Raw genomic sequence first — 26,084 nt, 5'->3', positions numbered from 1 at the left:
TGCTACGGCCCCACGACCGAGCGGGTCAGCAACGAGAAGCCAAAGGGCAGCCAGACGCTCCCGAGCGCTGCGAGCCCGACGAGCCCGGTCACCGGGACGCCGAACGCGACGAGTGCGAGGGGCACCAGGACGCTCCAGGTCCCGAAGACGAGGACGCCCACCGACGGCTGGGACTGGAGGTAGCCGATCAACAGCAGGGCACACAGGCCGACGGTGGCGTTGACCACCAGTGGGAAGTCTGGGAACATCGTGGACGCCACCATGATCGGATAGAGGACGAACGTCAGCGCGGCGAGTGAGAGCGGCGTGTCGGCCACGAACGCCCGCAGCGAGTGACCGCTCGAACTCACGTCGTGTCTGACGTTGTACGCCACCTCGCCGCTGTCGGTACCTGCACCGTAAATCCGGTCGCGCTGGCGGCTGTCACGGGTCGAAGTGCCCGTCGGGCGCGTCCGGCCCGTCGACGCGCCACTATCGGGCGACGTGCCCGCCGTCGTCTGTCCGGTCGCGGTGGCTCCAGTTGCACCACTCGACGCCGCCGTGCGCGTCTCACGAACGCGTTCGCTTGCCGTTCGCTCCCGGCGTCGCCGCTCGGAGGGCCCCGCGTTCGTGCCCGCGGCAGTCGACTCGCTGGGACCGTCCGTCTCGCTGTCCGCCCAGCCGGCCTCGCGGGCCGCACGGGCCGCCGCGCCGCGGGCGTCGTGGTGATCGCTCCCCGCCGCGTCCGCGCCGACGTACGCGTCGTGTCCGAGTCGATCGTAGCGGGCGCGCTCGTCGTCGTCGGTCAGCACGTTGCGGGCCTCGATCACGCGCTGGGTGGCCTCGTCGGCGTCGGCGTCGTCGTTGTGGTCCGGATGGGTCTCCTTCAGTCGCTCGCGATAGGCGTCCTCGATGTCGCTCGCGGTGGCATCTGGTTCGACCCCGAGCACGTCGTAGAACGTCTCTGTCATCGAGCGAACACGCGTAGGGTGATATCGTCGTGTGGTGATATTAACAGTTGTGTCGCGGCGGCCCCACGCTACAGCGTCACCCGCTCGCCGGTCCGGGCGGACTCGACGGCCGCGCGGATCACGCGCATGTCGACGACGCCGTACTCGCCGTCGGCGGGCGGTTCGGTGTCGGCCAGGAGGTGGTGGCTGAAGTAGTCGAACTCCGCCTGCATCTGCTGGGCTTCGCCCATCTCCGGGAGGTCGTAGGTCGCGTCGATCCCGCTGCGAGAGACGGTGAGTCCGGAGGGCTTCAGGAAGGCCGGCTCTAGCACGAGCTGGCCCGCCGTGCCGGTGACCCGCAAGAATCCGTCCTCGTAGCTGTTCTGACTGGCCGAGATCGAGGCCAGCACGTCGTCCTCGTAGACGATCGTCGCCGCGGCGCGTTCGTCGGGCACGTCCTCGAACCCCTCGCTGCCCGAGTACATCGCCGACTGGACCGCCACCGGGTCCCGGTCGAGGACGAACCGCGTCGTGTTGATCGGATAGACGCCCAGGTCGGTGATCGACGCGCCCTGGCCCGCCAGCTCGGGGTTCAGCCGCCACTGGTCGCGGTCGGGAATCATCTCCAGCAGGCGCTGGGACATGTGGCCGTGGACGTGGGTCGGCTCGCCGACGAATCCGTCGGCCACCAGTTCGCGCATCCGGCGGACGGCTGGGTCCGTGTGCATCCGGTAGGCCACCATCAGCGTCACGTCCTCGGCTGCCTCGGCCATCGCCTCGGCGCGCTCGACGCTGGCTTCCATCGGCTTCTCGCAGAGCACGTCCTTGCCGTAGCTCGCCGCGGCCTCGACGTAGGGCAGGTGTAGCGCGTTCGGCGTCGCCACGTAGACCGCGTCGTACTGGTCCGTGCCGGCACCGTCGGTGAACTCGTCGTAGGTCAGCGCCGTCTCGACGCCGTCGAACTCCTCGGCGAAGGACTCGGCCTTTTCGGGCGAGGAGCTGACGACGGTCGTCGTCTCGCAGTACTCGGACTGCTGGGTCGCGGGGACGGCGTAGTCACGCGTCCACCAGCCCAGACCGACCATCGCGAAGCGGACGGTCCCGTCCGCGCCGGTATCCCAGTCGCGCCGCATGAAGTCGTCGAAATGCTCGTCGAGCGCCATGCGAGTAGGGTCGCCCGCGAGCGAGATAAGTGTGTGACCTCGACAGCGTGCGTGTGGCTCTGGCGCGCTCGCGGCCCCCGACACTTTTTGCACTGGCAAATGTCGCGTATCGTATGTCCCCCAGCGCTCGATCGGTCGCCCGGACCGTGGCCGCCCTGTTCAGTTCGGTCGTGTTGCTCGCCCCGCTGACGTTCGCTCTCCTCGTCGGCGGGGCCGTGACGGTGCTCGATCTCCTCGGACTCACAGTTCCGGAGCCGCTGGCACTCGTCGGGCCATTCGTCGCCGGAGCGGTGGCGCTGTGGCTCGCCGTCGAGAGCGCGCTGGTCCAGCTGCACGGAGTCGGCGTGCTCGACCGCGGCGGACCGATCCAGCGACGACTCAGGTACCTCGCGATCGGTGTCACCGTCGTCGCGAGCGTCGTCGCCATCGGTCGCTTCCTCGCGATGACCGTTCCGTGGGCCATCGAGACCGGCTCGACGAGCGTGCTGGTGCTCGCTGGCGCGCTGGCGCTCGCGGTCGTCGGGACGCTCTACCGGACGATCACGGCCGCCAGGACCGGGTACGAGCGTGTGGGCCGAGCACAGGCGGACGAGCCCCGGAGGTAGCGAGGGGTTAGCCGCGCCACTCCAGCACCGTCGCCGCCCACGTGTAGCCCGTCCCGGCGGCGAGAAAGAGGACCACGTCTCCGTCGTCGAGCCAGCCGCGATCTCTGGCCTCGCGGGTCGCGAGCGCCTGGTCGACGCTCTGGACGTGACCGTACTCGTCCAGATACAGGTGCTCGCGCTCGCCCAGCCCGAACTGGTCACAGAGGTGGTCGTGGAACGACCGCTTCATGTGGGTGATGGCAGCGAAGTCGACGGCGTCGCGGTCGTAGCCCGAGGCGTCGAGGGCGTCGTCGGCCACCGCGAGGAAGTTCGGCAGACTCACCTCGGCGAGTCGCGCTTTCATCGACTCGTGGTCCGGGACGCGCAGGGAGTGGCGACCCTCTTCGACGGTGGCGTTCGAGGGGGGCTGGACGGTCCCGCCGGCCGGGACGATCACGTCGCGCGAGAAGCTCCCGTCCGTGATCGCGGCGCTCTCGCGGACGGTCGCGATGGCGCGCTCCCCGGCGTCCCGTTCGAGGACCATCGCGCTCGCCCCGCTCCCGAAGTTGAACATGAAGGAGGTGTCCGGGTCCCCGTAGTCGACGAGGTCCTCCTCGCGACTCGCGGCGACCAGCAGCGCGCGGTCGATCGAGCCCGTCCGGATCTGTGCGGCCGCCTCTCGGATCGCGATCGGCGCGCCGGCACAGAGCGCGTAGCTCTCGCTGGCGTAGGCGTCGCTCGCGCCCAGCCGCTCGGCCACGTCCGCGGCGAGGCTCCAGACGACGTGGTCTTTCAGCTCGCTCCCGTGGTAGCTGACCAGGTCCAGAGCCGCGGCGTCGACGCCAGCGTCGTCCAGCGCCCGCCGTCCCGCCTCGACACAGAGGTCGCTGGGGTGTTCGTCGCGGGCAACGCGCTTCTCGCGGATACCCATCTTCTCGACGACGACCGACTCGGGGATACCCGAGCGCTCGGCGATCGTCGCACCGGAGATCGTCGCCTCGGGCAACGCGACGGCGAGGCCGGTGCAGTGGACCGTCACCGCTCACCCCACAGCCGTTCGGGGAGCCGCCGCGCGACCCGACCGCCCAGCCGCGAGCGGACCGTGCCGACGATCCCGTCGGGGACGTAGAGGACGAACAGGACGAAGACGATACCGACGTAGAGGCTCGCGTGGCCGTTCAGCGCGGCGGTGATGAAGCCCTCGACCGTGAGCCCGCCGACGAGTTCGGTCGTCAGAAACTCCTCCGAGAGCGTCTGTTCCAGATACGGGAGCAGGCCGCCGCCCTGGCCCCGATTCGAGAGGAACTCCCGGACGGTCTCGTCGAACAGGTGGCCCCAGAGCGGGCCGGCGAGGGTCCCGAATCCGCCGATGATGCTGGCCAGCAGCGCGTCGCCGCTGGTCAGGAAGTAGAACCCGGACTCGGGGGTCACGGAGCGTTTGAACCCCGCGAGCAGTCCCCCGGCGACGCCGCCGAAGAAGCCGCTGATCGCGAACGCGCCCAGCTTGTAGCGGAAGGTGTCGTAACCGATGGCCTCGGCGCGGTCCTCGTTCTCGCGGATCGCGACCATGACGCGGCCGAAGGGCGAGTGGAGGATCCGCTGCATCGCCGCGAAACACAGGAGGACGACGACACCCACGGCGTAAAAGGAGACCGTCGTCGTCCCGAGGGTGTGGCCCGCGAGCGCCAGCGTGTCGCCGGTCAGCGTGCCCAGCGAGACGGTCAGCTGATCGACGTAGGGCACGCCCAGCTCGAAGCCGCGGGCTCCGCTCAGCGCGATCCCGTCACGGGGGTTCGAGCCGACGTAGTCCCAGTCCCGGACGAAGACGTACAGCACCTGTGCGAAACCGAGGGTGATCATCGCGAAGTAGACCCCGGTCAGCCTGAACGAGACCAGGCCGATCACCACCGCGAGCACCGTCGCGAGGACCGCGCCGACGACGAGTGCCACCAGGAACGGCGTCTCGGGACCCAAGAGCGGGACCTTCCCGTTGGCGATCAGGAGGACGGTGTACGCGCCGGTGCCGTAGAACGCCGCGTGGCCGAACGAGAGGTAGCCGGTGTAGCCGCTGATGAAGTCGAACGACATCGCAAAGAGAGAGAAGTACAGCACGGCGACCATCGTCTCCATCCGCGGGAGGACGGTGACGGCCACCTCGCCCAGTGGCGAGTGGGTCAGGAGGTGATAGATCGCGGGGTAACACGCCAGCAGCCCGACGACGACGAGATACACCTGGTGGCGCTCGACGGACGCGACCGGCCAGCTGGCCCGGACACGCTGTCGGAGACGGGTGGAGACGCTAATGGCCCCCCACCTCCTCGACGCCGTAGATCCCCTGCGGACGGACGATCAGCGCCACGACGAGGATCATGAAGATGGCGACCTCCGGGAGCCAGGTCCACTCGACGACGACGTTCTGGAACCACCAGGTCGTCGTCGCGTCGACGAGGCCGACGATCAGCCCACCCACGACCGTCCCTCGGAACGTGCCGAGCCCGCCGATGATGACGACGACGAACGCCGGCAACAGCGACTCGGCGGCCAGCGGGACGCTCGCTCCCCAGACCGGGTCCCACATCAGGAGCGTGCCGGCGACGCCCGCGACGCCCGCACCCAGCGCGAAGACGACCGTGAAGACCCGCCGCACGTCGATGCCGAGCGCCTCCGCCATCTCGCTGTCCTCGCTCCCGGCCCTGATGAACAGGCCGTAGCGCGTGCGCGTGAGGAATCCCCAGATGGCAGCGACCGTCAGCGCGCCGAGGAAGATCTCGAACAGCGCGAGTCCGCGCACGGAGACCGGGCCAAGCGACTGCGACGTTTCCAGAAAAGCAGGGATCGTCCCGAGCGCGGCCTGCCACTCCGCGAGGGGCTGGAGGCCGTAGAAGCCGACGACGATCCGGGCCAGCTCTTCGAGCACGAGCGTCACGCCGAAGGTCAGCAGGATCTGGTAGATCGGCGGCCGATCGTACAGCGGCCGGATCAGGCTCACCTCGATGGACCCACCCAGTGCCGACAGCAAGCCGAAGACGACCGCCATCGCCACGAAAAACAGCGCCAGCCGAGCCCACGGCCCCGTTCCCTGTGCCACCGTCAGGACCATCACGAGGCCGCCGAGGTACGCCCCGATCATCGTCAGCGCACCGTGGGCGAAGTTCAGCACGCCCAGCAGCCCGAAGATCAGCGTCAGCCCGGCCGCGATCATGACGTAGATCGCCGCCTTCGAGAGCCCCCGGAGGACGACCTCAGCGAACGTGCCCGGCCGGACGAACTCGGCGAGGCCGTCGACGAAACCCACCTGCAAGAGGACCTGCTGGGCCAGTTCGAGCGCGAGCGTCATGCAGATAGGTACCTCCTGAGCCGGTCGTCGTCGGCCGACACCGCGTCGGCGTCGCCCTCGTCGACGACCCGCCCGTTGTCGAGGACGTAGAATCGGTCGGCCAGATCCAGCGCCAGCGGGAGGTTCTGCTCGACCAGCAGCATCGTCGTCTCGCTGGCGGCCGCGGCCAGTGCGTCGGCCACGTCGGCGACGATCTGGGGGGCGAGCCCCTCGCTGGGTTCGTCCACCAGCAGGAGATCGTTGTCCCCGACCAGTCCGCGGCCGAGTGCGAGCATCTGCTGTTGGCCCCCCGAGAGCGTGCCGGCCGCCTGATCGCGGCGCTGTTCGAGGATCGGGAACGTCTCGAAGGCGATCGACAGCGCCTCGGCGTCGTCGTCGCCGTCGGGCACCGACACGCGGAGGTTCTCCGCGACGCTCAGCTGGGTGAAGATCCGTCGGTCCTCGGGAATCCACCCGACGCCCATCGCCGCGACCTCGTGCGTCCGGCGGCCGACGAGGTCGGTCCCGTCGTAGGTCACGCTCCCCGACCGCGGGGGCGTCAACTGGAGGATCGAGCGCAGCGTCGTCGTCTTCCCGACGCCGTTGCGACCCATCAACGCGACCACGTCGCCACGTTCGACCGACAGAGAGACGCCTTCGAGGACGTGGCTCTCGCCGTAGTACGTCTCGATGTCGGCCACGTCGAGCAGGGCCACGCTACGCGACCCCCTCGGGCTCGCCCGGCTCGTCGCCGTCTTCGGCCAGGTCGCCGGTCTCGTAGCCGCCGAGATACGCCTCCTGGACGGCCGGATCGGCCCGCACGTCGCTGGGATCGCCGTCGGCGATCACCGAGCCCTGGTTCAGGACGACCACGCGGTCCGAGACCTCCATCACGATGTCCATGTTGTGCTCGACGAGCAGGACCGCGTGGTCCCGGGCCACGTCCTCGATGAGCGCGACGATGTCGTCGACGCTCTCGGAGCTGACACCGGCGTTCGGTTCGTCGAGCAAGAGCACGTCCGGGTCGCCGGCCAGCGCGATCGCCACTTCGAGCTGTCGGCCCGCTCCGTGGCTGAGGTTCTGAGCGAGGTCGTCGGCCCGCTCGGACAGCCCGACCCGTTCGAGGATGTCGCGAGCCGCGGTCAGATCCGCCTCGTAGGCGTCGCTTGTCCGCCAGAACGTCGCCGAGTGGTCGCTGTGGGCCTGTACGGCGACCCTGACGTTTTCGAGCACCGTCGAGGTCGGGAAGACGTTCGTGATCTGGTACGAGCGGTGGACGCCGAGGCTCGCGATCTCGGACGGGGGCGTCGCCGTCACGTCCACCCACTCGCCGTCGTGACGGAACTCGATCCGTCCGTCTGTCGGCTCCAGTTCGCCCGTCAGCAGGTCGAAGAACGTCGTCTTGCCCGCGCCGTTGGGCCCGATCAGCGAGCACAGCTCCGACCCGAGGTCGAAGTCGACGCCGTCGACCGCCGTGATGCCGCCGAACCGCTTCGTGAGTCCCCGCGTCCTGAGCATGTTACAACGAGCAGTTCATGTCGTCGCTGTCTGCCGGAATCGTTACCTGATCCCCGGAGATCCGAGCCAGGGGGTCGCCGGGCTGGATGAGCGAGTCCCAGCTGTCGGCCCACTGGTCCTGTGTCGGAACGGGGTTGGCGACGGTCATCTCCGAACGGGCCTGATTGTTGTACTCCTGGAAGGTGTAGCCGTTCTCGCCTTTCGGCGTGTCGGTGACGGTCATCCCCTTGAGCGCGCCCGTGATGTCGTCCGGATCCGTCGAGCCGCCCTCGGTGACGGCCTGGTGGATCGCCGACGCGCCCGTGAACGTGCCTGCGGTAAAGAGGTCGGGAACGACGCCGTAGGCGTTCGTGTACGACTCGACGAAGGCGTCGTTGATCGGGTTGTCGTACTGGTTCCAGTGGTAGCGCGTCGTGAACGGTCCCAGTCCCGCGCCCTCGATTTTCTCCTCTGTGAGCGGGTCGCCGAGCACGCGCTGCATCGTCTGGCCGACGACGGCGTTCGTGATCCGGGTGGCGAACCCGCCGAAGGCGCGATAGGAGTACTCGCCCGAGAGGAAAGCGCTGAACAGGTTCGGGAGCGTCGCGACGGTGAACCCGCCGACGATCCCCTCCGCGCCCGCGTCTTCGGCGTTTTCCAGCAGCCCGTCCCACTCCGAGTACCCCTGGTTGACGAACCGCTCGCCGACGATCTCGATGCCCTCGGACTCCAGCACCGATCGGTAGTTGTTGACGACGGCCCGGCCGAAGCTGTAGTCCGCGCCGAACAGGTACACCCGTGATACGTCGGTCTCGGTGGCGACGTACCGGCCGCCAGAGCGGGCGTCCATCGCCGTGTTCTCGCTGGCACGGTACACCAGATCGCCGCAGGTCTCGCTCTCGGAGGTGATCCCCGCCGACGCCGCCGGCCCGACCATCATCGGGACCGACGACGCCTTCACGACGTTGGTGATGACACGCGAGGCCGCACCCGAGGACGAACAGCCAAAGAGCATGTCGACCCCTTCGTTGCTCACCAGATCCGTCGCGGCCGACTGCGCGCCGTCGGCGGTGAACTCCGTGTCGCGGACGATCAGCTCGTACTCCACGTCGCCGACCGAGAGTGTCGTCGTCCCGGTGCCCACGTCGGTGGGCGGATCGGCGTCGGCCTTGTACGAGAGCCCGGAGAGCAGTCCCCAGAGGCCCTGCTGACCGTAGTACGCCAGGTCCCCCGAGAGCGGCTGGAGGACACCGATCGTGAGGCTGTCCGAACTCGACTGTGTCGTCGACGTGTCTTGCATGTTTGTCTCCGTGTCGCCGCCGTCGCCACTCGCCGCCGTGTCGCCGTCACCACCGTCGCCGGTACAGCCCGCGAGCGCGACGACGCCCGCAGCACCAAGCGATCGGATCGCACGCCGTCTCGTGACAGTCCGGTTCATAACGAATAATGACTAGCCCCACAGTCACAAAGACACGAAGGTTTACATGTTAACGAGAGAGAGCGCTACTCGATGTCGTCCAGCGCCGTGACGACGCGGTGGATCATCTTCCGTTGCCCCCGGCGGAGGTTCTTCGAGACCGCCGGCTTGGACACGCCGAACTCGTCGGCCAGGCTCCCGAGGGTGGCGTCCCGTGGCGTCTCGAAGTAGCCACTGGAGACGGCGGCCTCCAGCGTCTCGCGTTCGGTGTCCGAGAGGTCCTGACACCCCTCGATCAGCGTCATCGCCGCACCGGCGTTTTGCACCAGATCGCCCATCTCCGGGAGAGAGGTGTCGGTGCGCTCGACGACCTCGTACTCGTTGTTCCGGTCGAGCTCCGAGAGGGCGCTGTCGGCCTCGCTACTCGCGTCGAATCCGACGTGCCAGACCTCGCTCCCGTCCTCGATGTAGAAGGGGCCGGTGACGTAGCCGTCGTTGCTCCTGATCGTCGCCATCGCGTCGGTCTCGGCGATGACCGTCCTGATCTGGGCGACGTTGTCGCGCCGCGCCACGAGCGAGCAGTCGTTCATGTTCCCGTGGTCGCGCAGCGTTTCGAGGCCCACGGAGAGTTCCTCCCGGTCGGCACCCTCGACGACCATCCGCGTCTCTAACTCCCGCGTTCGCCGATCGAAGTCCCAGTGGACGGCCGAAAAGGAGAGAGCGTGATCTGCCGTCGTATCGATAAACGGACAGTCGTACTGCTCTACGTCCATTGATAGTTCGATCATGCGACGACCTTCCGCCCTATTCCACACGCTAGACCATGATAAACAATTCCGCCCTCGAAGGTAGTAGGGAGGTGTTACTGCGTTGATACCGTCGCCGGACCGTACTGCCGACCCCCACCGTCCCACGACGGTCGCCGTCCGGCGGTGGCCCGTTCATCACAGACTGATACGGAAAGTTGTAGGTCTTTACCAGATCGACCGCACGCTGTCGTGCGGTCGACTGGGTAAACGCCTACAACCGTCCGTATGAGAGCCGACGGTATCAGCAACCGTACTCGTCAGCGACCGCGTCGCGGTCGATCTTGTCCGGACCGCTGCGGGGAAGCGCAGAGACGAAGACGAGGTCTCTCGGCCGCTTGTACCGCGCGAGTCGGCCGTCCAGAAAGGACGCGAGTTCGTCGAGCGTGAGCGAGTCGTCGCCGACGACGACGGCGCGACCGACCTCGCCCCACTGGTCGTCGTCGACGGGCACGACGACGGCGTCCTCGACCTTCGGATGGGCGGAGACGGCGTCCTCGACTTCCGCGGGGAAGACGTTCTCGCCGCCGCTGATGTACATGTTCTTCTTGCGGCCCTCGATACTGACGTAGCCGTCGTCGTCGATTCGCGCGAGGTCGCCGGTCGCGAGCCAGCCGTCGTCACGGAACGTCGCGGCGGTTTCCTCCGGCCGGTGCCAGTACTCCGTCGCCGCGTGGGGCGACCGGAGATGGAGCTCACCGACCTCACCGCGGGGCAGCTCCACACCGGTGTCGTCGACGATCCGCACGTCGACGTGGACGTTCGGGACGCCGACTGTGTCGGCCTTCTCTCTGGGCCAGTCGTCGGGCATCGCGAAGTTGTTGGGGCCACACTCGGTCAGCCCGTACCCCTGTGAGAGGTCGACGCCGCGGTCCCACCACGCCGACAGCACCGACTCTCGGCAGGGGCCGCCGCCGGACTTGGCGAGTCGCAGCGTCGAGAGGTCGGTTTCGGCCCATCGATCGTGGTCGACCATCATCCGCAACACCGCCGGGACGGCGACGAGGAGCGTGGCCGACCGCGCCTCGATCAGTTCGAGCACCTCACCGGGATCGAACTCTCGGGCGAGGACGACGGTCCCGCCCATGTGAAAGACCGGGACCGTCAACACGTTCCACCCGCCGGTGTGGAACATCGGGAACGTCAGCGGCGTCACGTCGTCCGGTCGCAGCCCCCAGGCGGTGACGGTGTTGGTCGCGTTCCAGACGATCGCCTCGTGGCTGACGACGGTCTCTTTGGGGGTCCCCGTCGAGCCGCCGGTGTGCAAGAACAGGTGTGGGTCTGCCGGCTCCAGCGTCGGTCCGTCGTAGGGGGATCGGTCGGTCGGCAGCGATTCGTCGAGGCGGTCCCAGGTCGTCTCGCCCGCCGTCGCCAGCGAGCGCACCGGACAGTCGATGTCGGCGTCGGCGAGGGCCTCGGCCGCGTCGTCGGCGAAGGGCTCCTCGACGACGAGTAGCGACGGGGCAACGTCGTCGAGCAGCGTCCCGAGTTCCGGCGGTGCCAGGCGATGGGAGAGCGGCGCGAGCACGCCGCCGGTCTTGCCAGTCGCGAAGAACAGATCGACGAACTCGGGACGGTTTCGTGAGAGTACGGCGACGCGGCCGCCCGCGTCCGGATCTGCCCCGCCCTCGCGGGTCACGCCGTGATCGGCCAGCAAGCGGGCACAGCCGTTGGCGCGGCGGTCGAGTTGTCTGTAGGTGTACTCCGCGCCGCTGGTCGCGTCGACCAGTCCGATCCGGTCGGGCGACAGCGCCCGCCTGCGTGCGCTCCAGTCACCCACCCACCGCTGGGGACCGTGCTCAGACATCGTCGAGGAACGACCGGAGGTGTTCGTTGACGGTGTCTGCCCGCTCGATGAAACAGAGGTGCGAGCCGCCGTCGACGGCCACCAGACGACTGTCGGGAATCGCCTCGTCGAGCAGGGTCGCGTTCTCGAAGGGGATCACCTCGTCGGCGGTGCCGTGGACGATCAGCGTCGGCAGGTCGATCTCTCCGAGCCTGTCGCTCTCGTCGAACCCGACCGCGGCGGCGCTCTGCCACTCGTAGGCCGCCTCGGAGGGATCGGTCTCCAGTCGCCACTCGACGATGCGGTCGACCACGTCGGACCGTTCCTCCCAGAACTCGTCCGTCACGGCCGGACGCATCTTGTGTCGGATCGTCGCCGCCTCGTCGTACTCCTCGGGGACGTTCAGCATCTGCTGTCGAGTGGCCGCCGGAATCGGGACCGCCGCCTCGCCGCCCGGCGTCGTCGCGATCAGCGTCAGCGAGTCGGCCCGATCGTAGTCGAGCGCGTACTGCTGGGCGATCATCCCGCCCAGGCTCGCACCCACGACGTGGGCCGTCTCGACGCCAGCGTCGTCGAGCACGGCCTCGAAGTCGCCCGCCATCTGCTCGGTGGTGTACGGCCCCGGCGGCTCGTCGGAGTCGCCCGTCCCGCGGTTGTCCCAGACCAGCGTCTCGTAGGACGCCGAGAGCGCCTCGCGCTGCCAGCGCCACATCCAGGTGCCGTAGCTCAGCCCCTCGACGAACGCGACCGTCTCGGCGTCTGCGGGTCCCGAGCGTTCGTAGGCGAGCGTCACACCGTCGTGCGTGGCAGTTGGCATAGTTTCATTTGGTCGTGATATCCCATCAACATTGACGTTCACGTGTGAACCCTGTCTCTCCACGCTGACGGCCGCCGCGACGGTTCCGTTCGACGGAACGCCCTCGAACGGGCGATCTGGGACCGAACCGCGACGTTCCGTGGCAAGGCAATCATAAACAATGGACGAATGCTTACAGTGGGACGACAGACATTTTGACTTTCGCTAGAGTTTTAGGACTCCCCCGAGTCTCCACTGGTATGAATTTGCACGCCAGGGAAATAAACGAGGACGTGCGCGAGCTGGGGGAGCTCCTCGGGGAAGTGATCGAAGCACAGACGTCCACCGAAGGGTTCGAGACCGTCGAGAACATCCGAACGTCGTCGATCGACTACCGCCGCGGCGACGCCGACGACCGCGACGACGTGGAACGGACGCTCGACCGTCTCTCGCCGGACATGCAGGACATCGTCGCCCGTGCGTTTACCACCTACTTCGAACTGATCAACCTCGCAGAGGAGCGCCAGCGGGTCCGCGAGATCCGCGAGGGGAGCCAGGAGGGCGTGCTCGAAGACAGCGTCACCGACGCCGTCGAGAAGCTCTCCGAGCGGGGAGCAGACCCAGAGACTCTCGAACGAGTCCTCGACGACGTGCTCATCGAGCCGACGTTTACCGCCCACCCGACCGAGGCGCGACGCAAGACGGTCAAGGCCAAGCTCCGGTCGGTCGCCGGCGACCTCGAAGTGCTCGACGAGGTCCGGCTCACGGACAGCGAACAGGAGGACATCGAGGACGACCTCGCCGCGGAGGTCACGAGCCTCTGGCAGACGCCACAGGTCCGCGACCGCCGCCCGGAAGTGACCGACGAGGCGCTCAACGTCCAGTGGTACATCGAGAACGTCCTCTTCGAAGTGATCGACGAGGTCTACGACGAACTCGAAGACGCAATCGACGAGGAGTACGACGGCGACGTCGACGTGCCCAAGCTCTACGAGTTCCGCTCGTGGGCCGGCTCCGACCGTGACGGCAACCCCTTCGTCACGCCCGAGATCACCGAGGAGACCCTGGAACGCCAGCGCGACGTCGTGCTCCCGCTGTACCGGGACCGCCTCAAGGAGCTGTCGGGCGTGTTGAGCCAGGACGCCAGCAACATCGACACGACCGACGCCTTCGACGAGCGGCTCGCGGACCACAAGGAAGCGCTGCCGGGCGTCGCCAGCGAGGCCGAGGAACGCTATCCCGACGAGCCCTACCGCCAGAAGCTGAAGCTGATGCGGGAAGGCGTGCTCCGGGTGGGCGACGTTCGCTCCGGGGGCTACTCGGATTCGAGCGACCTGCTGGCCGACCTCCGGGCCATCGCCGACGACCTCCGTGCCAACGATGCCGACGTGATCGCCGAGGCCCACGTCGACCCGCTGGTCCGCAAGGTCGACACGTTCGGCTTCACGCTGGCCGGACTGGACATGCGCGACCACCGCAAGATGCACACCGACGCCATCGCGGAGACCGTCGACCGCGACGGCATCGACTACGCCGACATGGACGAAGACGAGCGCGTCGAGTTCCTCACCGAGGCCATCCTGCAGGACGGCCAGATCGTCGACATGGAAGACGTCGACGGCCTCTCTGACGACTCGGCCCGCGTCATCCGACGGTTCCGCAAGCTGGCCGACTGGCAGCGCGAGTTCGGCGTCGACGCCATCGACACCTACGCGATCAGCTGGTGTGAGGAAGCCAGTCACGTGCTGGAAGTGCTCTTCCTGGGCGACCAGGCCGGTATCGTCGATCTGCCGGGCTACTGCGGGCTCGACATCGTCCCCCTGCTGGAGTCGAAGTACGCGCTCGACGGCGCGCGACGCATCATGGGCACGCTGTTCGAGAACGACGCCTACGAGGAGGCACTGGCGGCCCGCAACGGCGTCCAGGAGATCATGCTGGGCTACTCAGACTCCAACAAGGAGAACGGCTACCTCGCCGCCAACTGGTCGCTGTACCGCAACCAGAAGCGACTGGCGGCGATCACCGACGACTTCGACGTGGAGATGCGACTGTTCCACGGCCGGGGCGGCTCGATCTCCCGGGGCGGCGGCCCGATGAACGACGCGATGCTGGCCCTGCCCAACGAGACCGTGACGGGCCAGATCAAGTTCACCGAGCAGGGCGAAGCCATCGCCGAGAAGTACGCCAACGAAGCCATCGCGGAGCGCAACCTCGAACAGATGCTCAACGCGCAGGTTCGCTCCCGGTACAACGCCCTCGAAGAGCCCGTCGAAGAGGTCCCAGAAGCGTGGGAGGACGCCATGGAGACCGCCTCCGAGGCGGCCCGCCAGAAGTACGAATCGCTCCTCCAGACGGAGGGATTCGTCGACTTCTTCGAGCAGGCGACGCCGATCTCTGTGATCGAGAACCTCAACATGGGCTCTCGTCCCGCCTCCCGCTCGGGCGACCGCAGCGTCGAGGACCTGCGAGCGATCCCGTGGGTGTTCTCCTGGACCCAGGCCCGCTGTATCATCCCCGGCTGGTACTCGATCGCGACGGGGCTGCAGGCGTATCTCGACGACGGCGGCGACGTGGAGACCCTCCAGGAGATGTACGAGGAGTGGCCGTTCTTCCAGACCAAACTGGACAACGCGTCCCTCGCGCTGGCACGCACCGACTTCGACATCGCCGAGGAGTACGCCGCGCTGGCCGACGACGACCTCCGGGAACGGATCTTCCCCGACATCCGCCAGGAGTACGAGGACACCGTCGACATCGTCACGGAGATCACTGGCCGTGATAGCCTCCTCAAGCGCGAGTGGCTCGAACAGAACCTCGACCGCCGGAACCCCTACGTCGACCCGCTCAACCTCCTGCAGGTGCGCCTGCTCGCACAGAGCCACCTCACGGAGACCGAGCGCCGGACGCTGCGCCTGACCGTTCAGGGCATCGCCGCCGGCATGAAAAACACCGGATAGCGCCTCCTACTCGACCGGATTGGGGGTATCGTGAGACAGCGACGGTCGACGGTTTCGACCGGACTTCCGACTCTGAAGCTCTCGTTCTGCTTTTATACTCGATCCGATCCACCAGTGGATATGGTCCGCCACACTGGCCCCGAGTTCGATCGTGACACCGGCCGACCGCCCTCCCGCACCGGTATCGCCCCGCCGACGGTGACCCCACTGTCCGTCCACAGCATCGAGCGGCGGGGGCGGTGACGATGCAGCTCGAACTCGACGGGATCGGGAAACGGTACGGCGACGAACACGCGCTTCGAGACGTGGATCTCGTGCTCGAACCGGGCGTCGTCGGGCTGCTCGGCCCCAACGGTGCCGGCAAGTCCACGCTCATGCGGATCGTCACGACCGTGCTCCAGCCGACCGACGGGCGGGTCCGCTGGAACGGGACGGACGTGCGCGAGGAGCCACGCGCGATCAGGGACTCGGTCGGCTATCTCCCCCAGTCGTTCGGCGTGTACCCGAGCCTGACCGCTCGGGAGTTCCTCCGCTACCTGGCGGCGATACGGGGCGTCTCGAACGTCGGCGAGCGCATCGACGACCTCCTCGCGCTCGTCAACCTCGAAGCGGCGGCCGATCGTCGCCTGGGCGGATTCTCGGGCGGTATGCGCCAGCGCGTGGGGATCGCCCAGGCGCTGCTCGCGGACCCGGAGCTGCTGGTCGTCGACGAACCGACCGTCGGACTCGACCCGACGGAGCGCGTCCGCTTCCGGAACGTCCTCGCCGAGCTCGCCGAGGATCGAATCGTGGTGCTCTCGACGCACATCGTCTCGGACGTGGAGGTGACCGCGAGCGACATCGTCCTCCTGCACGACGGACGCGTGCTGGCCCACGAGTCCCCCGCCGCGCTGCTCGACGAGGTCGAGGGTTCGGTCTGGGAGTGGACCGTGGGCGACGACGACCTCGCCGAGGTCAAACGCGAGTACACGATCAGCGGGACGGCCCGGCGCAGCGACGGCGTCGCGGTCCGGGTCGTCTCGGCGTCGCGGCCGACGCCGGCAGCCGAGCCCGCGGAACCGACCCTCGAAGACGCGTACCTCGACGCGATCGGACGATGACCGGGCCACTCATACTGCCGGCTGTAAGTCTGCACGAAATTTCGCGACCACGGGTTCGCGAATATCTCGAAACAGTTACAGCCGGCAGTATCAGACCGGTCGTCGCCGTGGCACTGGCGGACCTCAGAGAGCGGTCGCGCTCGACGAAGTTCCTCGTCGTGCCGCTGTTGGTCGCGTACTTCGTGAAGATCGTCACCGTCGATTCGACGCTGGTGGTCGGCACCGACTACACCGGCCGCCCGACGATCGCCTGGCTCGCTGGGATGACGGCCGTCATCGGCACGACGGTGCTCGTCCTCTTCGGATTCTCCCTCGTGAAAGGCAGCATCGGCAGGGACCTGGAGACGGGGGTGAGCGAACTGATCGCGCCCTCGTCGCTGTCGAACGGCCAGTACCTCCTGGGGAAGTGGCTGAGCAACGTCGCCGTCCTCGCGTTCGGGACGCTGGTCCTGCTCGCTTCGACCGGCGTCGCCTCGCTCTTCGTCGGCGTGGGCGCGTTCGACCCCTGGGCGTTGGTCTCGCCGTTCCTCCTGATCACGATCCCGGCCATGGCCGTCGTCGCGGCGGTCGCGGTCTGTTTCGAGACGATCGGACCGCTCCGTGGCACTGCTGGTACCGTGATCTACTTCCTGCTCGCGCTGACCGCCATCGTAGCCGGGATCGCACCGGACGCGCCGCTGGATCTCGTCGGACTCGCGGTCGTCCGCGACAGCATGGTCCAGTCGATCGCGGCCCAGTATCCCGCCTTCGACGGGTCGGTCTTCGGCTTCACCTACACGGACGATCCGGGCGGTCTCGCCGAGTTCACGTGGGACGGGATCGCCTGGACCGGGCCGCGGCTCGTGGCCCGTCTCCCGGTACTCGCCGCCGCGTGTGGATTCCTCGGAGGGGCCTGGCTCGCGTTCGACCGGTTCGACGACTCGACGCGCTGGTCGTTCCTCTCTCGCTCGGAGTCCGATCGAGAGACCGCGGACGACGAGGTCGAACCGTCGACGACGGCGGATTCGTCGGTCGATGTCGACCTCGCACCCGTCAGCCGCGACGGCGGCTCGCCCGTCCCCGTCTTGCTGGCCGAACTCCGGATGGCGGTTCGTGGCTACCCTCGGTGGTGGTACGCTGCGGCCGCGCTGGCCGTTCTCGCGACTGCCGTCGCGCCGATCGGTGTCGTCCGCACGCTGGTCGTCCCGATCGCGCTCTTGCTCCCGCTCTCGGCGTGGTCGGCACTCGGGACGCGCGAACGGCGATACCGGACGACAGAGCTGGTGTTCGTCGGCAGCAGACCGATCCGGCTCTTGGGCGCGACCTACGCGTCCGGCGTCGCGATCGGGCTGTTGGTGTCCGTGCCCGCACCCGTCCGGTTCGCCCTCTCCGGGATGGACGGTGCGCTCGCGGGCTGGCTCGCGGCCGTCCTGTCGTTGCCGGCGATCGCGCTCGCGCTGGGCGTCTGGACCGGGCGATCCAAGAGCTTCGAGATCGCCTATCTGACGGCGTGGTACCTCGGCCCCGTCAACGGACTCGGCGCGCTCGATTACGTCGCCGCCCGGCCGTCGACGGCGTCGGCGGGGATCCCGGTCGTCTACCTGGCTCTCACGGTCGTCGCGCTCGGTGTGGCACTCGTGGGCCGGCGACGACAGTAGTCTCCATCACGTTTCGCACGGACGCGGGCGAGAGTTCGGACGTATCAGTTTTTGAAACATCGCAGCGTTCGTCACACGACACAAAGTGTAAGAATTAAGCTACGTTCGACCATCCGTGGTGGCGTTGGCCTACCGTCTGTATCCGCCACGACATCGCTCCTCGGTCGGTCTCAGCGCGTCGCCTCGTCACTACGGACCGGCCACCGAACGTTTTTGTACGGTGGCATAGATGTCACGGACATGGCGATAGAGACAGTCATGCTGGCACTCGGACACACCGACAGCGAACGCATCGACGAACTCACCGAGACGGTCATCGACATCGCCGGAGCCACCGGCGCGTCGGTGATCCTGTCTCACGTGTTCACCCCAGAAGAGTACGACAACGCGACCGAACGACTCGACTTCAGCGATCCGGCCGACGCGGACGTCGACGAGGTGACGAGCCGACTCTCGATCGTCCGTGAGGTCAAGGACTCGCTGGAGGACGCGAAGATCGACTACCGGATCACCGGTCGGATCGGCGAACACGGCGCACGGATCGTCGACCTCGCGACCGAGGAAGGGGCCGATCACCTGATCGTCGGCGGTCGCCGTCGGTCACCGACCGGCAAGGCCGTGTTCGGGTCGACGGCCCAGCACGTCCTGCTCGAATCGCCGTGCCCGGTGACTTTCGTCCGGGGCGACCACTGATACGGTTTATTGTAGTTGCTTACCGGTGATCGTCGCCACGGAGTAGACGATCTCCGGTAAATCGCTACAATAATCCGTATGAGGCCGGGCGTCGTCTCGCTTTTTTGCCGTCTCATACGGAAAGTTGTAGGTCGTTACCAGATCGACCGTACGCCGTCGTGCGGTCGACTGGGTAAACGCCGACAACCGTCCGTATCACTCGACCAGCGCCGCCGCGACCAGCTCGATCGGGTGTCGGATGTCGTAGCCAGTACCGTGTTCCATCTGCATCGAGCAGGTGGGACACTCGGTCATACCGGTGGTGCTCTCGACGTCCTCCATGTGGTCGAACATCTCTTCACCGATGGCCATCGACTTCTCGTACTTCTCGTCTTTCCAGCCGTAGGTGCCCGAGATGCCCGAACAGGAGTCGCCCACGTCCTCGACTGCGACGCCGTCGAGATCGCGGAACAGCTCGACGGCCTGCCGTTCGAGCCCCTGGTTGCGGGCGTGACACGGCGCGTGGTAGGCGAACTCTTCGGCGAGTTCGTCCCCGATCTCGGCGTCCTGGAGCGCACCGCGCACGTCTTCGTGGATCCGGAGGTACTCGATGGACTCGAAGGTGTTCTCGGCCACGTCTTCGATGCCGTCGATGTCGAACAGCTCGGGATACTCCTGTCGCAGCGCCAGCGAGCACGACGTACAGGAGGCGATGGCGTCGTACCCCTCCTCGACCAGATCGGCCATCGAAGAGACGTTGACCTCGGCGTGGCGGCGGGCGTCGTCGAGCATCCCGTTTGCGAACATCGGCGTTCCCGAACAGCCCTGCTCGGGCACGACGATCTCGTAGCCGAAGTGCTCGTACACGCGAACGAGGGCCCGCGCGACCTCGGGGGTGTTGTACTCGGAGTAACAGCCGTGGAAGTACGCGACCTTCTTGTCGGCGTCGAGGGGTTCGCCGCGGCGTTCGCGGGCGTCGCGAGCGCGCTCGCGGGAACCGGCAGCGCCGCCCTGGGCGGCCCACCACTCGGAGAACGTCTCCGTCGCGAAGGCGGGGAACTCCCGCTCGCTCGTGACACCGAGGGTCTTCTCCATGACCCAGCGAGCCGGCCCGAAGTTCATCGCGACGTTGGCGATCCGGGGGACCTTGCTCGCCAGCCACGCGGACGTGCGGTAGTTGGCGAGGATCCGGTTGCGCCAGTACTCCGTCGAGAGCTTGCTCATCTGCTCGTCGACGTACTCGCCGCGGGCCTCGTTGTGCATCTGGCTGAGCGGGACACCCGAGGGACAGGCGTCGTCACAGCGCATGCAGTTCGAGCAGTCCATGATGGAGTCGTCGATGGCGAACTCGTCGCCGTCGTCGGTCTGCTTGAGTCGCCACTGCTCCGGTCCCTGGAACTTCGGCCCCGGGAACTCGTCGTCGACTTCCGCGACCGGACAGTTCGTATCGCAGGTACTACACTTCGTACAGGAGTCCGCGCCGGGCCGCAGGTCCATCGTCTCCTCGTCGGGGAACACCTGGACCGGCTCGAACTCCTCGCCCGTGTTCGGTTCCGTCGGTTCGAACGACTCCTCCGTCGGTGTGTCAGCTGAATCACTCATGTCAGATCCTCCGTCGCCGCTCTCCCGGCCGCGTAGCCGGTCGCGATCGAGACGCCGCTGCCGGACTTCTCGGCCGCGAAGTCGTAGCCGCCGATCGTCGCCCCAGCCGCTCTGAGGTTCTCGAACTCCACGCTTCCGCCGGCCGCACGTGGCCGCAAGTCGCTCCCAACGTCGACGCCGAAGCGCGCGAACGCGTGGTCGTCGAACACGCCGTCTTCGAACCAGTCGTACCGGTCTTTCGGATGTGGGACGTGACAGTCGAAGATCGGCTCTCGAACGCCCTCGCGGTCGCTCTCGACGCCCTTGCTGACCAGCCCGCCCGTCGCGAGGACGTACTGGTCGGCGCTGTAGGGGACCCGAGAGCCGTTCCGTTCGACGACCACGCGTTCGATCCGATCCTCGCCCTCGTAGTCGACGACGGGGTTGCCGACCTCGTAGCGCGTGCCGGACCGGTCGAGCGCCTCGAAGAGACGGTCTTCGAGGCGCAGTCCCGGCAGCGAGGGCGGCCCCATCGGGACTTCGAAGACGGCCACCCCGAGCTCCTCGGCCAGCGTCGCCCGCACCGCGTCGGTGTGATCGTCGCCCAGCACCGCCGGGAAGCCGACGCGTTCGTGGCCGTCGAGGTGGGGGGCGATCCGTTCGGCGAGCGCGGTCCGGGTGTCGACCTTCTGGCCGTCGACTGCGACGGGACTGTTCTGGTCGAGCAGCTTCGCGTACCGAGTGACCTTGGCGTCGGCCTGGAGATCTCCCGGGAACGTGATCGTCACGCCGTCGGCCGAGAACGGCGCGCCCGCGGCCTCGACGTGACTCGCGGCGAGCGGTGCGTCGAAGTCGACCAGCCGCTCGAAGCCGACAAGGAGCGTGTCCCGGTCGTCGCTGGCGACGCCCTCGGCGGCTCCGGCGGGGTAGCGCGCGGTCGGCTTGACCGTCCCGCCGTGGGTCGGGAGCAGTGCGTTGGTCTCGGTGTGGTCGCCGTGGTAGCCGTCGACGGTCTCGTCGAACAGCGCCATCGCGTCCCGAACCGTCTCGACGCCCACGAGACGGTAGGGGTGGTCTTCGTGGAGCTCCGGAATCGCGTCGTACGGATCGACGACGACCTCGTCGCCGACGTAGCCGAGCACGTCGATCAGCCCGGAGGCCTGCCGGAGCGAGCTCTGCTTGTAGGAGACCAGGCGCACGTCCGCACCCGCGCGGGCGGCCGCGACCGCGCTCGTCACGCCCGCGAGCCCGCCGCCGACGACCAGCACCTCCGAATCAATCGCCATCTGCGGCCTCCCCGACGGTGTCCGACCCCAGGCGACGATCCGAGCCCGGTCCGCTGTCGAAGGCGGCGAAGTCGACGGGCTGGGTCGCCGGGTCGTGGTCGCGGTTCTGCGTCGTCGCGTGCAGCGCGTAGTTGATCATCGCCTGCTGGAGCTGGTTCCCCCAGAGGGCGTGGCGCTGTCCCTTCCACCGTTCCTGTAGCAGGTCGTCCCAGGAGTCTCGAACCGTCGCCTCGTCGAACTCGGGGTGGAGCTCGCCGGCCAGACGATGGATGCAGAAGCCGCCCTGGCAGTTGCCCATCGACGCTCGGGTCCGGATGCGGGTCCCGTTGAGGTCCGCGCCGGCCTGGGAGATCGCGTCCCGTACTTCCGCGCGCGTGACGCCCTCGCAGTTGCACAGCACCGGGTTCGGCTCGCCGGTGCCGAGCACCTCCTCGGCCCGCGATCCCAGTCGCTCGACGCTGCGCCGGCCGATCGGCGAGCGCAGGCCGAACTCGTCCATGTAGTCTCGCAGCACCGAAAACTCCTCGCTACCGGGCAGCGGCACGTCCGCGGTCCGGCAGTCGGCGTCCATCCCGAACTTGGAGACGACGTGGTCGGCGATCTCCTCGCCCATCATCCGGTAGGTCGTGAACTTCCCGCCGACGATGGTCGTCATGCCCGGCAGGCCGTCGCGTTCCTCGTGGTCCAGCAGGAAGTAGTCCCGCGTGATGTCGGTCGGATCTTCGCTGCCCACTTCCGGCGGTTCGTACAGCGGGCGCACGCCCCAGAACGACCGGATCGAGCGCGCGTCGGCGAGCATCGGCACCAGTTCCGAGAGCGTCTCGATCATCTGGTCGACCTCCCACTGCTCTTCGGGGTAGTCCTCCGGGTCCTCGACCTCCTCGTCGGTCGTCCCCAGTATCGCCGTCGTCTCGTGAGGAACGATGATGTCCGCGTCGCCCTTGGGCCGACAGCGGTTGATGACGGTGTCGACCTGCCGGACGTTCATGATCGTCATGACGCCCTTCGAGGGCCGTACGGCCACGTCGAGGTCGGCCATGTCGCCGATCCGGCCGGCCCACGCGCCGGTCGCGTTGACGACGTGGTCGGCCCGGATCGTCTCTCGACCCGACTGGACGCCGTGGACGCGATCGCCGGACTTGGCCCCGTGTTCGACCTCGACGCCGACGATCTCGCCGCTCTCGACGAGCAGATCGGTGACCTTCGAGTGGGTCTCGATCCGGGCACCGTGTTCCTGTGCGCTGGCGGCGTTGGCGACGACGAGCCGGAACGGATCGACCGCGCCGTCGGGGACGGAGATCGCCTTGTCGACGTCCGTCGCGAGGTGGGGCTCGCGTTCGCGTGCGCGTTCGCCCGAGATCACCTCCGCGGGGATGTCGCAGTCGGCACACCCCTGTAGTTTCTCTTCGAAGTACGATTCGGAGTCTTCCGGACGCTTGACGAACATGCCACCGGTCATCTCGACGCAGTGGCTCGCGATGTCGCGTAACACGCGATTCTCTTCGATACACTCGCGTGCGCTCTTCTGGTCGGAGACCGCGTACCGGCCGCCGCTGTGGAGCAGTCCGTGCATGCGCCCCGTCGTGCCGTGTGTGAGGTTCCCCTGCTCGACGAGGGTCACGTCGGCCCCGCGCATCGCGAGGTCTCGCGCGACGCCCGCGCCGGTCGAGCCACCTCCGACGACGACGATTCGTGGTGTCGATGCCATCTATACTCGGAGTCGTTAGGTCGCCACCCACTTTACTTCACCGACGAACGGACACCGACAGTAAAACTAGTGATCGTTAACACGATTTCGGCGCGTCACGAGGACGATGCTCGCCGACGCCGACTGTCGCACTGGCGCTCGGCGCTGCCGACTGGGACAGCTATCCTGAAAATCGGGCTGTATCACCGCTTTAGACACCGATGCAGCATCTTTATCTACCTTATACATCCACCAATAACTATTATATACGTACGGTATGGATCTGGCACGTATCGTATGTTCAGCACGATCGGGAGGCGCGTTACCGATGTTTGACTGGCGATCGACGAGTTCGACCGAAGCGGAGACGCGCTCGGACGGCGGCGAGGCGGTCGGAGAGGACGAGCAGGCACGAACGAGACAGGAGCTCGAACGGCAACTCTCCCAGGCACGCGCGGAGCGTGACGAAGCCATCGAGGACCGCGAACGGGTCCGGGAGACCCTGACAGCGGAACGCGAACGAGCGGAGACGCTGGAGCGCGCGATCGAGGACCTGAGTTCGGTGGTCGCGGCCAACGCCGAGGGAGACCTGACGGAGACGCCCGGAGGCGCCGACGTAGCGGCGGTCTCGGAGCTGTACAGTGCGTACCGGGATCTCCTCGCCGAGTGGCGCGACACCGTCGAGACGGTCTCCGTGTTCGGCGGGCAGGTGGCGTCGTCGACCGAGCAGGTCGACGAGCGTCTCGACTCCGTGAAAGGTGCGAGCCGCGAGGTGAGCGACGCGGTCGACGGCATCTCGTCGGGCTCCCGCCGACAGAACGAGCGGATCAACGACATCGCCGACGAGATGGAGGCCCTCTCGGCGACGATCGAGGAGATCGCGGCCTCGGCCAACGAGGTCGCGACGGCGACCGGCGACGCCGCGGCCCAGGGCGATCAGGCCCGGTCCTCGGCGACGGAGGCGAGGACCGAACTCGAACGCCTCGCGGCGCGCTCCTCGGAAACCGTCGAGCAGATAGAGCGGCTCAACGACCTCCTGACCGAGATCGAAGACATCGTCGAGTTCATCACCGACGTTGCCGACCAGACCAACGTTCTCGCGCTGAACGCGAACATCGAGGCCGCCCGCGTGGGCGAGGACGGCGAGGGCTTTGGCGTCGTGGCCAGCGAGGTCAAAGAGCTCGCCAGCGAGACGAAGCGAGCGACGGCGGAGATCGAGGACTCCATCGACCGAGTCCACGAACAGGCCGAAGCGACCGTCGAGACCGTCCACGAGACGAGCGAGAGCGTCGACCGGACACACGACACCGTCGAATCGGTGACCGACGGTCTCGAACGCGTCGTCGGACAGGTCGAGGAGATCGACACGAGCATCCAGGAGATCGACGAGGCCACCGACAGTCAGGCGGAGTCCACCCAGGAGATCGTGTCGATGGTCAACGCCGTCGGCGACATCAGTGACGACACGGCCTCCGACGCCGAGGTCGCGGCGACGGCAGCCCGGACACAGACGACCGAGCTGGCCGAGGTGTCGACGCGCGTCTCGACGCTGTCCGAGCGGGCTGGGACGCTCGAATCGACGTTCGACGACTACGAACTCGCCGACGAGACCGCGGACGAAGACGCGACCGTCGTGGAGTTCTGGCACGCGATGGGCGGCGAGAAGGGGCTGTTGCTGGAGGAACTGGCCCGCGAGTTCGAGGCCCAGACAGACGGCGTCGTGATCTCGCTGTCGTCGAAGGGGAGCTATCGCGGGACCCTCGACGCGGCACTGACGGCGGCCGAGAACGGATCGCCGCCGGCGATCGCCCAGATCTTCGAGATCGGGACCACGCGAGCGCGCGACAGCGGCCAGTTCGTGCCGGTCGAACGGCTGCTCTCTCAGGAACACGTCGACTCGCTCCTCGATCCCGTGGCGAACTACTACCGGTTCGACGGGACGTTGCACTCGCTCCCGTTCAACGCCTCGAATCCGGTCCTGGTGTACAACCGCGACGCGTTCGAGCGCGCGGGGCTCGATCCCGACCGGCCGCCGGAGACGCTCTCGGCGGTTCGTGACGCCTCCGAGCGCATCGTCGACGCTGGCGTCTCCGAGTACGGCATCACGTTCGCGAACTACTCGTGGTTCGTCGAACAGTGGTTCGCGGAGGCGGACGAGCCGTTGGTCGACAACGACAACGGACGCGCCGGACGGCCGACGACGGCGAACCTCAGCGGTTCGTTCGGCCAGTCGCTGTTCGAGTGGTGGCGCGACATGTCCGAATCGGGGTATCACTACGACCCCGGCATCGAGGCACGAGGCGCTGCCAGAACCGCGTTCCACGACGGAGACGCCGCGATGCTCATCGGATCGACCTCCTCGCTGACGGAGATCGAGTCGGGCGCGGCGTTCCCGGTCGAGACGGGACGATTCCCGGTGCTCGACGACAGGACGGGCGTGCTGGTCGGCGGGGCGTCGCTGTGGGTCGGGGACGACCACTCGACGGCCGTCCACGACGCGGTCAGCGAGTTCCTGACCTGGCTCACCCAGCCCGCACAACAGCAGCGCTGGCACCGCGAGACCGGCTACTTCCCGGTTCACGAAGGGGCGATTCCGGAACTACGGGCGGCGGGCTGGTTCGAGGAGAACACCCACTACGCGACGGCGCTGGACCAGCTGATGGAAACGACCGACACGATCGGGACCCGTGGGGCGCAGATCGGCCCGTTCGACACGGTTCGGACGATTATCGAGGAGGGCGTCGAACGGCTGGATACCACAGACTCGACGGCCGAGACGCTGGAATCGATCGACGAGCAGATCGCAGCGACGCTCGACTCGTACCAGTAGCGGTCGTTTCTGCGGATGATTTACTGACGGTTCGACAGCG

At 67.5% G+C, this 26,084-nt stretch carries 21 protein-coding genes; 7 read left to right on the top strand and 14 right to left on the bottom strand.

The features are described from left to right. Positions 1-2: 2 nt before the first annotated feature. Both HMUK_RS12240 and gfo6 read right to left on the bottom strand, forming a co-directional pair. Positions 3-950, bottom strand: a complete 948-nt coding sequence (locus tag HMUK_RS12240) for a J domain-containing protein (protein ID WP_015763484.1) — start codon at positions 948-950, stop codon at positions 3-5. A 68-nt stretch (positions 951-1,018) separates the two neighbouring features. Beyond that, positions 1,019-2,092 (bottom strand): D-xylose 1-dehydrogenase Gfo6, encoded by a 1,074-nt coding sequence (gene gfo6 / locus HMUK_RS12235; RefSeq protein WP_015763483.1) that lies wholly within the window; start codon positions 2,090-2,092, stop codon positions 1,019-1,021. Between the two features lie 113 nt (positions 2,093-2,205). Here gfo6 and HMUK_RS12230 point away from each other — a divergent pair, with 113 nt between their 5' ends. Further along, positions 2,206-2,697, top strand: a complete 492-nt coding sequence (locus HMUK_RS12230) for a hypothetical protein (protein ID WP_015763482.1) — start codon at positions 2,206-2,208, stop codon at positions 2,695-2,697. 7 nt (positions 2,698-2,704) lie between these two features. Here HMUK_RS12230 and HMUK_RS12225 read toward each other — a convergent pair whose 3' ends face one another. The 9 genes from HMUK_RS12225 to HMUK_RS12185 all read right to left on the bottom strand — a co-directional run bounded on the left by HMUK_RS12225 (position 2,705) and on the right by HMUK_RS12185 (position 12,315). Next, on the bottom strand, positions 2,705-3,715 hold the full coding sequence (locus HMUK_RS12225; protein ID WP_015763481.1) for a 3-oxoacyl-ACP synthase: 1,011 nt from the start codon (positions 3,713-3,715) through the stop codon (positions 2,705-2,707). Continuing rightward, positions 3,712-4,908, bottom strand: coding sequence for a branched-chain amino acid ABC transporter permease (locus HMUK_RS12220; RefSeq protein WP_015763480.1), 1,197 nt, complete (start codon positions 4,906-4,908; stop codon positions 3,712-3,714). Before HMUK_RS12220 ends, HMUK_RS12225 begins: the two co-directional genes overlap by 4 nt. A gap of 67 nt (positions 4,909-4,975) precedes the next feature. Further along, positions 4,976-6,013: a branched-chain amino acid ABC transporter permease gene (locus HMUK_RS12215; RefSeq protein ID WP_015763479.1), complete on the bottom strand. Its 1,038-nt coding sequence runs from the start codon at positions 6,011-6,013 to the stop codon at positions 4,976-4,978. Further along, positions 6,010-6,708, bottom strand: a complete 699-nt coding sequence (locus tag HMUK_RS12210) for an ABC transporter ATP-binding protein (RefSeq protein ID WP_015763478.1) — start codon at positions 6,706-6,708, stop codon at positions 6,010-6,012. The genes HMUK_RS12215 and HMUK_RS12210 overlap by 4 nt, the downstream gene beginning before the upstream one ends. Before the next feature lies 1 nt (position 6,709). Beyond that, complete coding sequence (locus HMUK_RS12205; RefSeq protein WP_015763477.1) at positions 6,710-7,510, bottom strand: ABC transporter ATP-binding protein; 801 nt, start codon at positions 7,508-7,510, stop codon at positions 6,710-6,712. 1 nt (position 7,511) lies between these two features. After that, positions 7,512-8,927 carry an ABC transporter substrate-binding protein gene (locus HMUK_RS12200; protein WP_015763476.1) on the bottom strand — a complete coding sequence of 472 codons (1,416 nt, stop codon included), beginning with the start codon at positions 8,925-8,927 and terminating at the stop codon, positions 7,512-7,514. 65 nt (positions 8,928-8,992) lie between these two features. Beyond that, the gene (locus HMUK_RS12195) at positions 8,993-9,694 is read right to left on the bottom strand and encodes a helix-turn-helix domain-containing protein (RefSeq protein ID WP_015763475.1); all 702 of its coding nucleotides are present in this window, start codon (positions 9,692-9,694) and stop codon (positions 8,993-8,995) included. Positions 9,695-9,956: 262 nt separating this feature from the next. Next, positions 9,957-11,519 carry an AMP-binding protein gene (locus HMUK_RS12190; protein ID WP_015763474.1) on the bottom strand — a complete coding sequence of 521 codons (1,563 nt, stop codon included), beginning with the start codon at positions 11,517-11,519 and terminating at the stop codon, positions 9,957-9,959. Next, on the bottom strand, positions 11,512-12,315 hold the full coding sequence (locus HMUK_RS12185; protein ID WP_015763473.1) for an alpha/beta fold hydrolase: 804 nt from the start codon (positions 12,313-12,315) through the stop codon (positions 11,512-11,514). The genes HMUK_RS12190 and HMUK_RS12185 overlap by 8 nt, the downstream gene beginning before the upstream one ends. Positions 12,316-12,554: 239 nt before the next feature. On the opposite strand from HMUK_RS12185, the gene ppc reads away from it, so the two are divergent. The 5 genes from ppc (at position 12,555) to HMUK_RS12165 (ending at position 18,681) form a co-directional block, all read left to right on the top strand. Then, the gene (gene ppc, locus HMUK_RS12180; RefSeq protein WP_015763472.1) at positions 12,555-15,251 is read left to right on the top strand and encodes a phosphoenolpyruvate carboxylase; all 2,697 of its coding nucleotides are present in this window, start codon (positions 12,555-12,557) and stop codon (positions 15,249-15,251) included. A gap of 120 nt (positions 15,252-15,371) precedes the next feature. Next, a complete protein-coding gene (locus tag HMUK_RS18040) occupies positions 15,372-15,494 on the top strand; it encodes a hypothetical protein (RefSeq protein ID WP_262983432.1) in 123 nt (40 codons plus the stop codon). A gap of 2 nt (positions 15,495-15,496) precedes the next feature. After that, entirely contained in the window at positions 15,497-16,351 is an 855-nt protein-coding gene (locus HMUK_RS12175; RefSeq protein ID WP_015763471.1) for an ABC transporter ATP-binding protein, read from the top strand. A gap of 107 nt (positions 16,352-16,458) precedes the next feature. Continuing rightward, a complete protein-coding gene (locus HMUK_RS12170; protein WP_126967074.1) occupies positions 16,459-17,988 on the top strand; it encodes an ABC transporter permease in 1,530 nt (509 codons plus the stop codon). Between the two features lie 240 nt (positions 17,989-18,228). Further along, positions 18,229-18,681, top strand: coding sequence for a universal stress protein (locus HMUK_RS12165; protein WP_015763469.1), 453 nt, complete (start codon positions 18,229-18,231; stop codon positions 18,679-18,681). Between the two features lie 195 nt (positions 18,682-18,876). Here the strand turns inward: HMUK_RS12165 and HMUK_RS12160 are convergent, their stop codons facing one another. The 3 genes from HMUK_RS12160 to glpA are packed head-to-tail and all read right to left on the bottom strand — an operon-like array spanning position 18,877 to position 23,235. After that, positions 18,877-20,262: an anaerobic glycerol-3-phosphate dehydrogenase subunit C gene (locus tag HMUK_RS12160; protein ID WP_015763468.1), complete on the bottom strand. Its 1,386-nt coding sequence runs from the start codon at positions 20,260-20,262 to the stop codon at positions 18,877-18,879. After that, complete coding sequence (gene glpB / locus HMUK_RS12155; protein ID WP_015763467.1) at positions 20,259-21,527, bottom strand: glycerol-3-phosphate dehydrogenase subunit GlpB; 1,269 nt, start codon at positions 21,525-21,527, stop codon at positions 20,259-20,261. Before glpB ends, HMUK_RS12160 begins: the two co-directional genes overlap by 4 nt. Next, positions 21,517-23,235, bottom strand: coding sequence for an anaerobic glycerol-3-phosphate dehydrogenase subunit GlpA (gene glpA, locus HMUK_RS12150; RefSeq protein ID WP_015763466.1), 1,719 nt, complete (start codon positions 23,233-23,235; stop codon positions 21,517-21,519). The genes glpB and glpA overlap by 11 nt, the downstream gene beginning before the upstream one ends. 307 nt (positions 23,236-23,542) lie before the next feature. Between glpA and HMUK_RS12145 the strand changes: the two genes are divergently transcribed. Next, a complete protein-coding gene (locus tag HMUK_RS12145; protein WP_015763465.1) occupies positions 23,543-26,044 on the top strand; it encodes an extracellular solute-binding protein in 2,502 nt (833 codons plus the stop codon). The last annotated feature ends 40 nt before the right edge of the window (positions 26,045-26,084 follow it).

The sequence above is a fragment of the Halomicrobium mukohataei DSM 12286 genome, assembly GCF_000023965.1.
Classification (GTDB): domain Archaea; phylum Halobacteriota; class Halobacteria; order Halobacteriales; family Haloarculaceae; genus Halomicrobium; species Halomicrobium mukohataei.
The sequence above is the reverse complement of the archived record's forward strand: the minus strand, read 5'-3'. Positions and strand labels throughout refer to the sequence as shown.

Excerpts from the sequence above, each read along its gene's own strand:
- HMUK_RS12230 (WP_015763482.1), top strand. The coding sequence starts at position 2,206 with ATGTCCCCCAGCGCTCGATCGGTCGCCCGGACCGTGGCCGCCCTGTTC.
- HMUK_RS12185 (WP_015763473.1), bottom strand. The coding sequence starts at position 12,315 with ATGCCAACTGCCACGCACGACGGTGTGACGCTCGCCTACGAACGCTCG.
- HMUK_RS12200 (WP_015763476.1), bottom strand. The coding sequence starts at position 8,927 with ATGAACCGGACTGTCACGAGACGGCGTGCGATCCGATCGCTTGGTGCT.
- HMUK_RS12145 (WP_015763465.1), top strand. The coding sequence starts at position 23,543 with ATGTTTGACTGGCGATCGACGAGTTCGACCGAAGCGGAGACGCGCTCG.
- gfo6 (WP_015763483.1), bottom strand. The coding sequence starts at position 2,092 with ATGGCGCTCGACGAGCATTTCGACGACTTCATGCGGCGCGACTGGGAT.
- HMUK_RS12160 (WP_015763468.1), bottom strand. The coding sequence starts at position 20,262 with ATGAGTGATTCAGCTGACACACCGACGGAGGAGTCGTTCGAACCGACG.
- HMUK_RS12240 (WP_015763484.1), bottom strand. The coding sequence starts at position 950 with ATGACAGAGACGTTCTACGACGTGCTCGGGGTCGAACCAGATGCCACC.
- HMUK_RS18040 (WP_262983432.1), top strand. The coding sequence starts at position 15,372 with ATGGTCCGCCACACTGGCCCCGAGTTCGATCGTGACACCGGCCGACCG.
- HMUK_RS12165 (WP_015763469.1), top strand. The coding sequence starts at position 18,229 with ATGGCGATAGAGACAGTCATGCTGGCACTCGGACACACCGACAGCGAA.
- glpA (WP_015763466.1), bottom strand. The coding sequence starts at position 23,235 with ATGGCATCGACACCACGAATCGTCGTCGTCGGAGGTGGCTCGACCGGC.
- ppc (WP_015763472.1), top strand. The coding sequence starts at position 12,555 with ATGAATTTGCACGCCAGGGAAATAAACGAGGACGTGCGCGAGCTGGGG.
- glpB (WP_015763467.1), bottom strand. The coding sequence starts at position 21,527 with ATGGCGATTGATTCGGAGGTGCTGGTCGTCGGCGGCGGGCTCGCGGGC.
- HMUK_RS12175 (WP_015763471.1), top strand. The coding sequence starts at position 15,497 with ATGCAGCTCGAACTCGACGGGATCGGGAAACGGTACGGCGACGAACAC.
- HMUK_RS12205 (WP_015763477.1), bottom strand. The coding sequence starts at position 7,510 with ATGCTCAGGACGCGGGGACTCACGAAGCGGTTCGGCGGCATCACGGCG.
- HMUK_RS12215 (WP_015763479.1), bottom strand. The coding sequence starts at position 6,013 with ATGACGCTCGCGCTCGAACTGGCCCAGCAGGTCCTCTTGCAGGTGGGT.
- HMUK_RS12195 (WP_015763475.1), bottom strand. The coding sequence starts at position 9,694 with ATGATCGAACTATCAATGGACGTAGAGCAGTACGACTGTCCGTTTATC.
- HMUK_RS12190 (WP_015763474.1), bottom strand. The coding sequence starts at position 11,519 with ATGTCTGAGCACGGTCCCCAGCGGTGGGTGGGTGACTGGAGCGCACGC.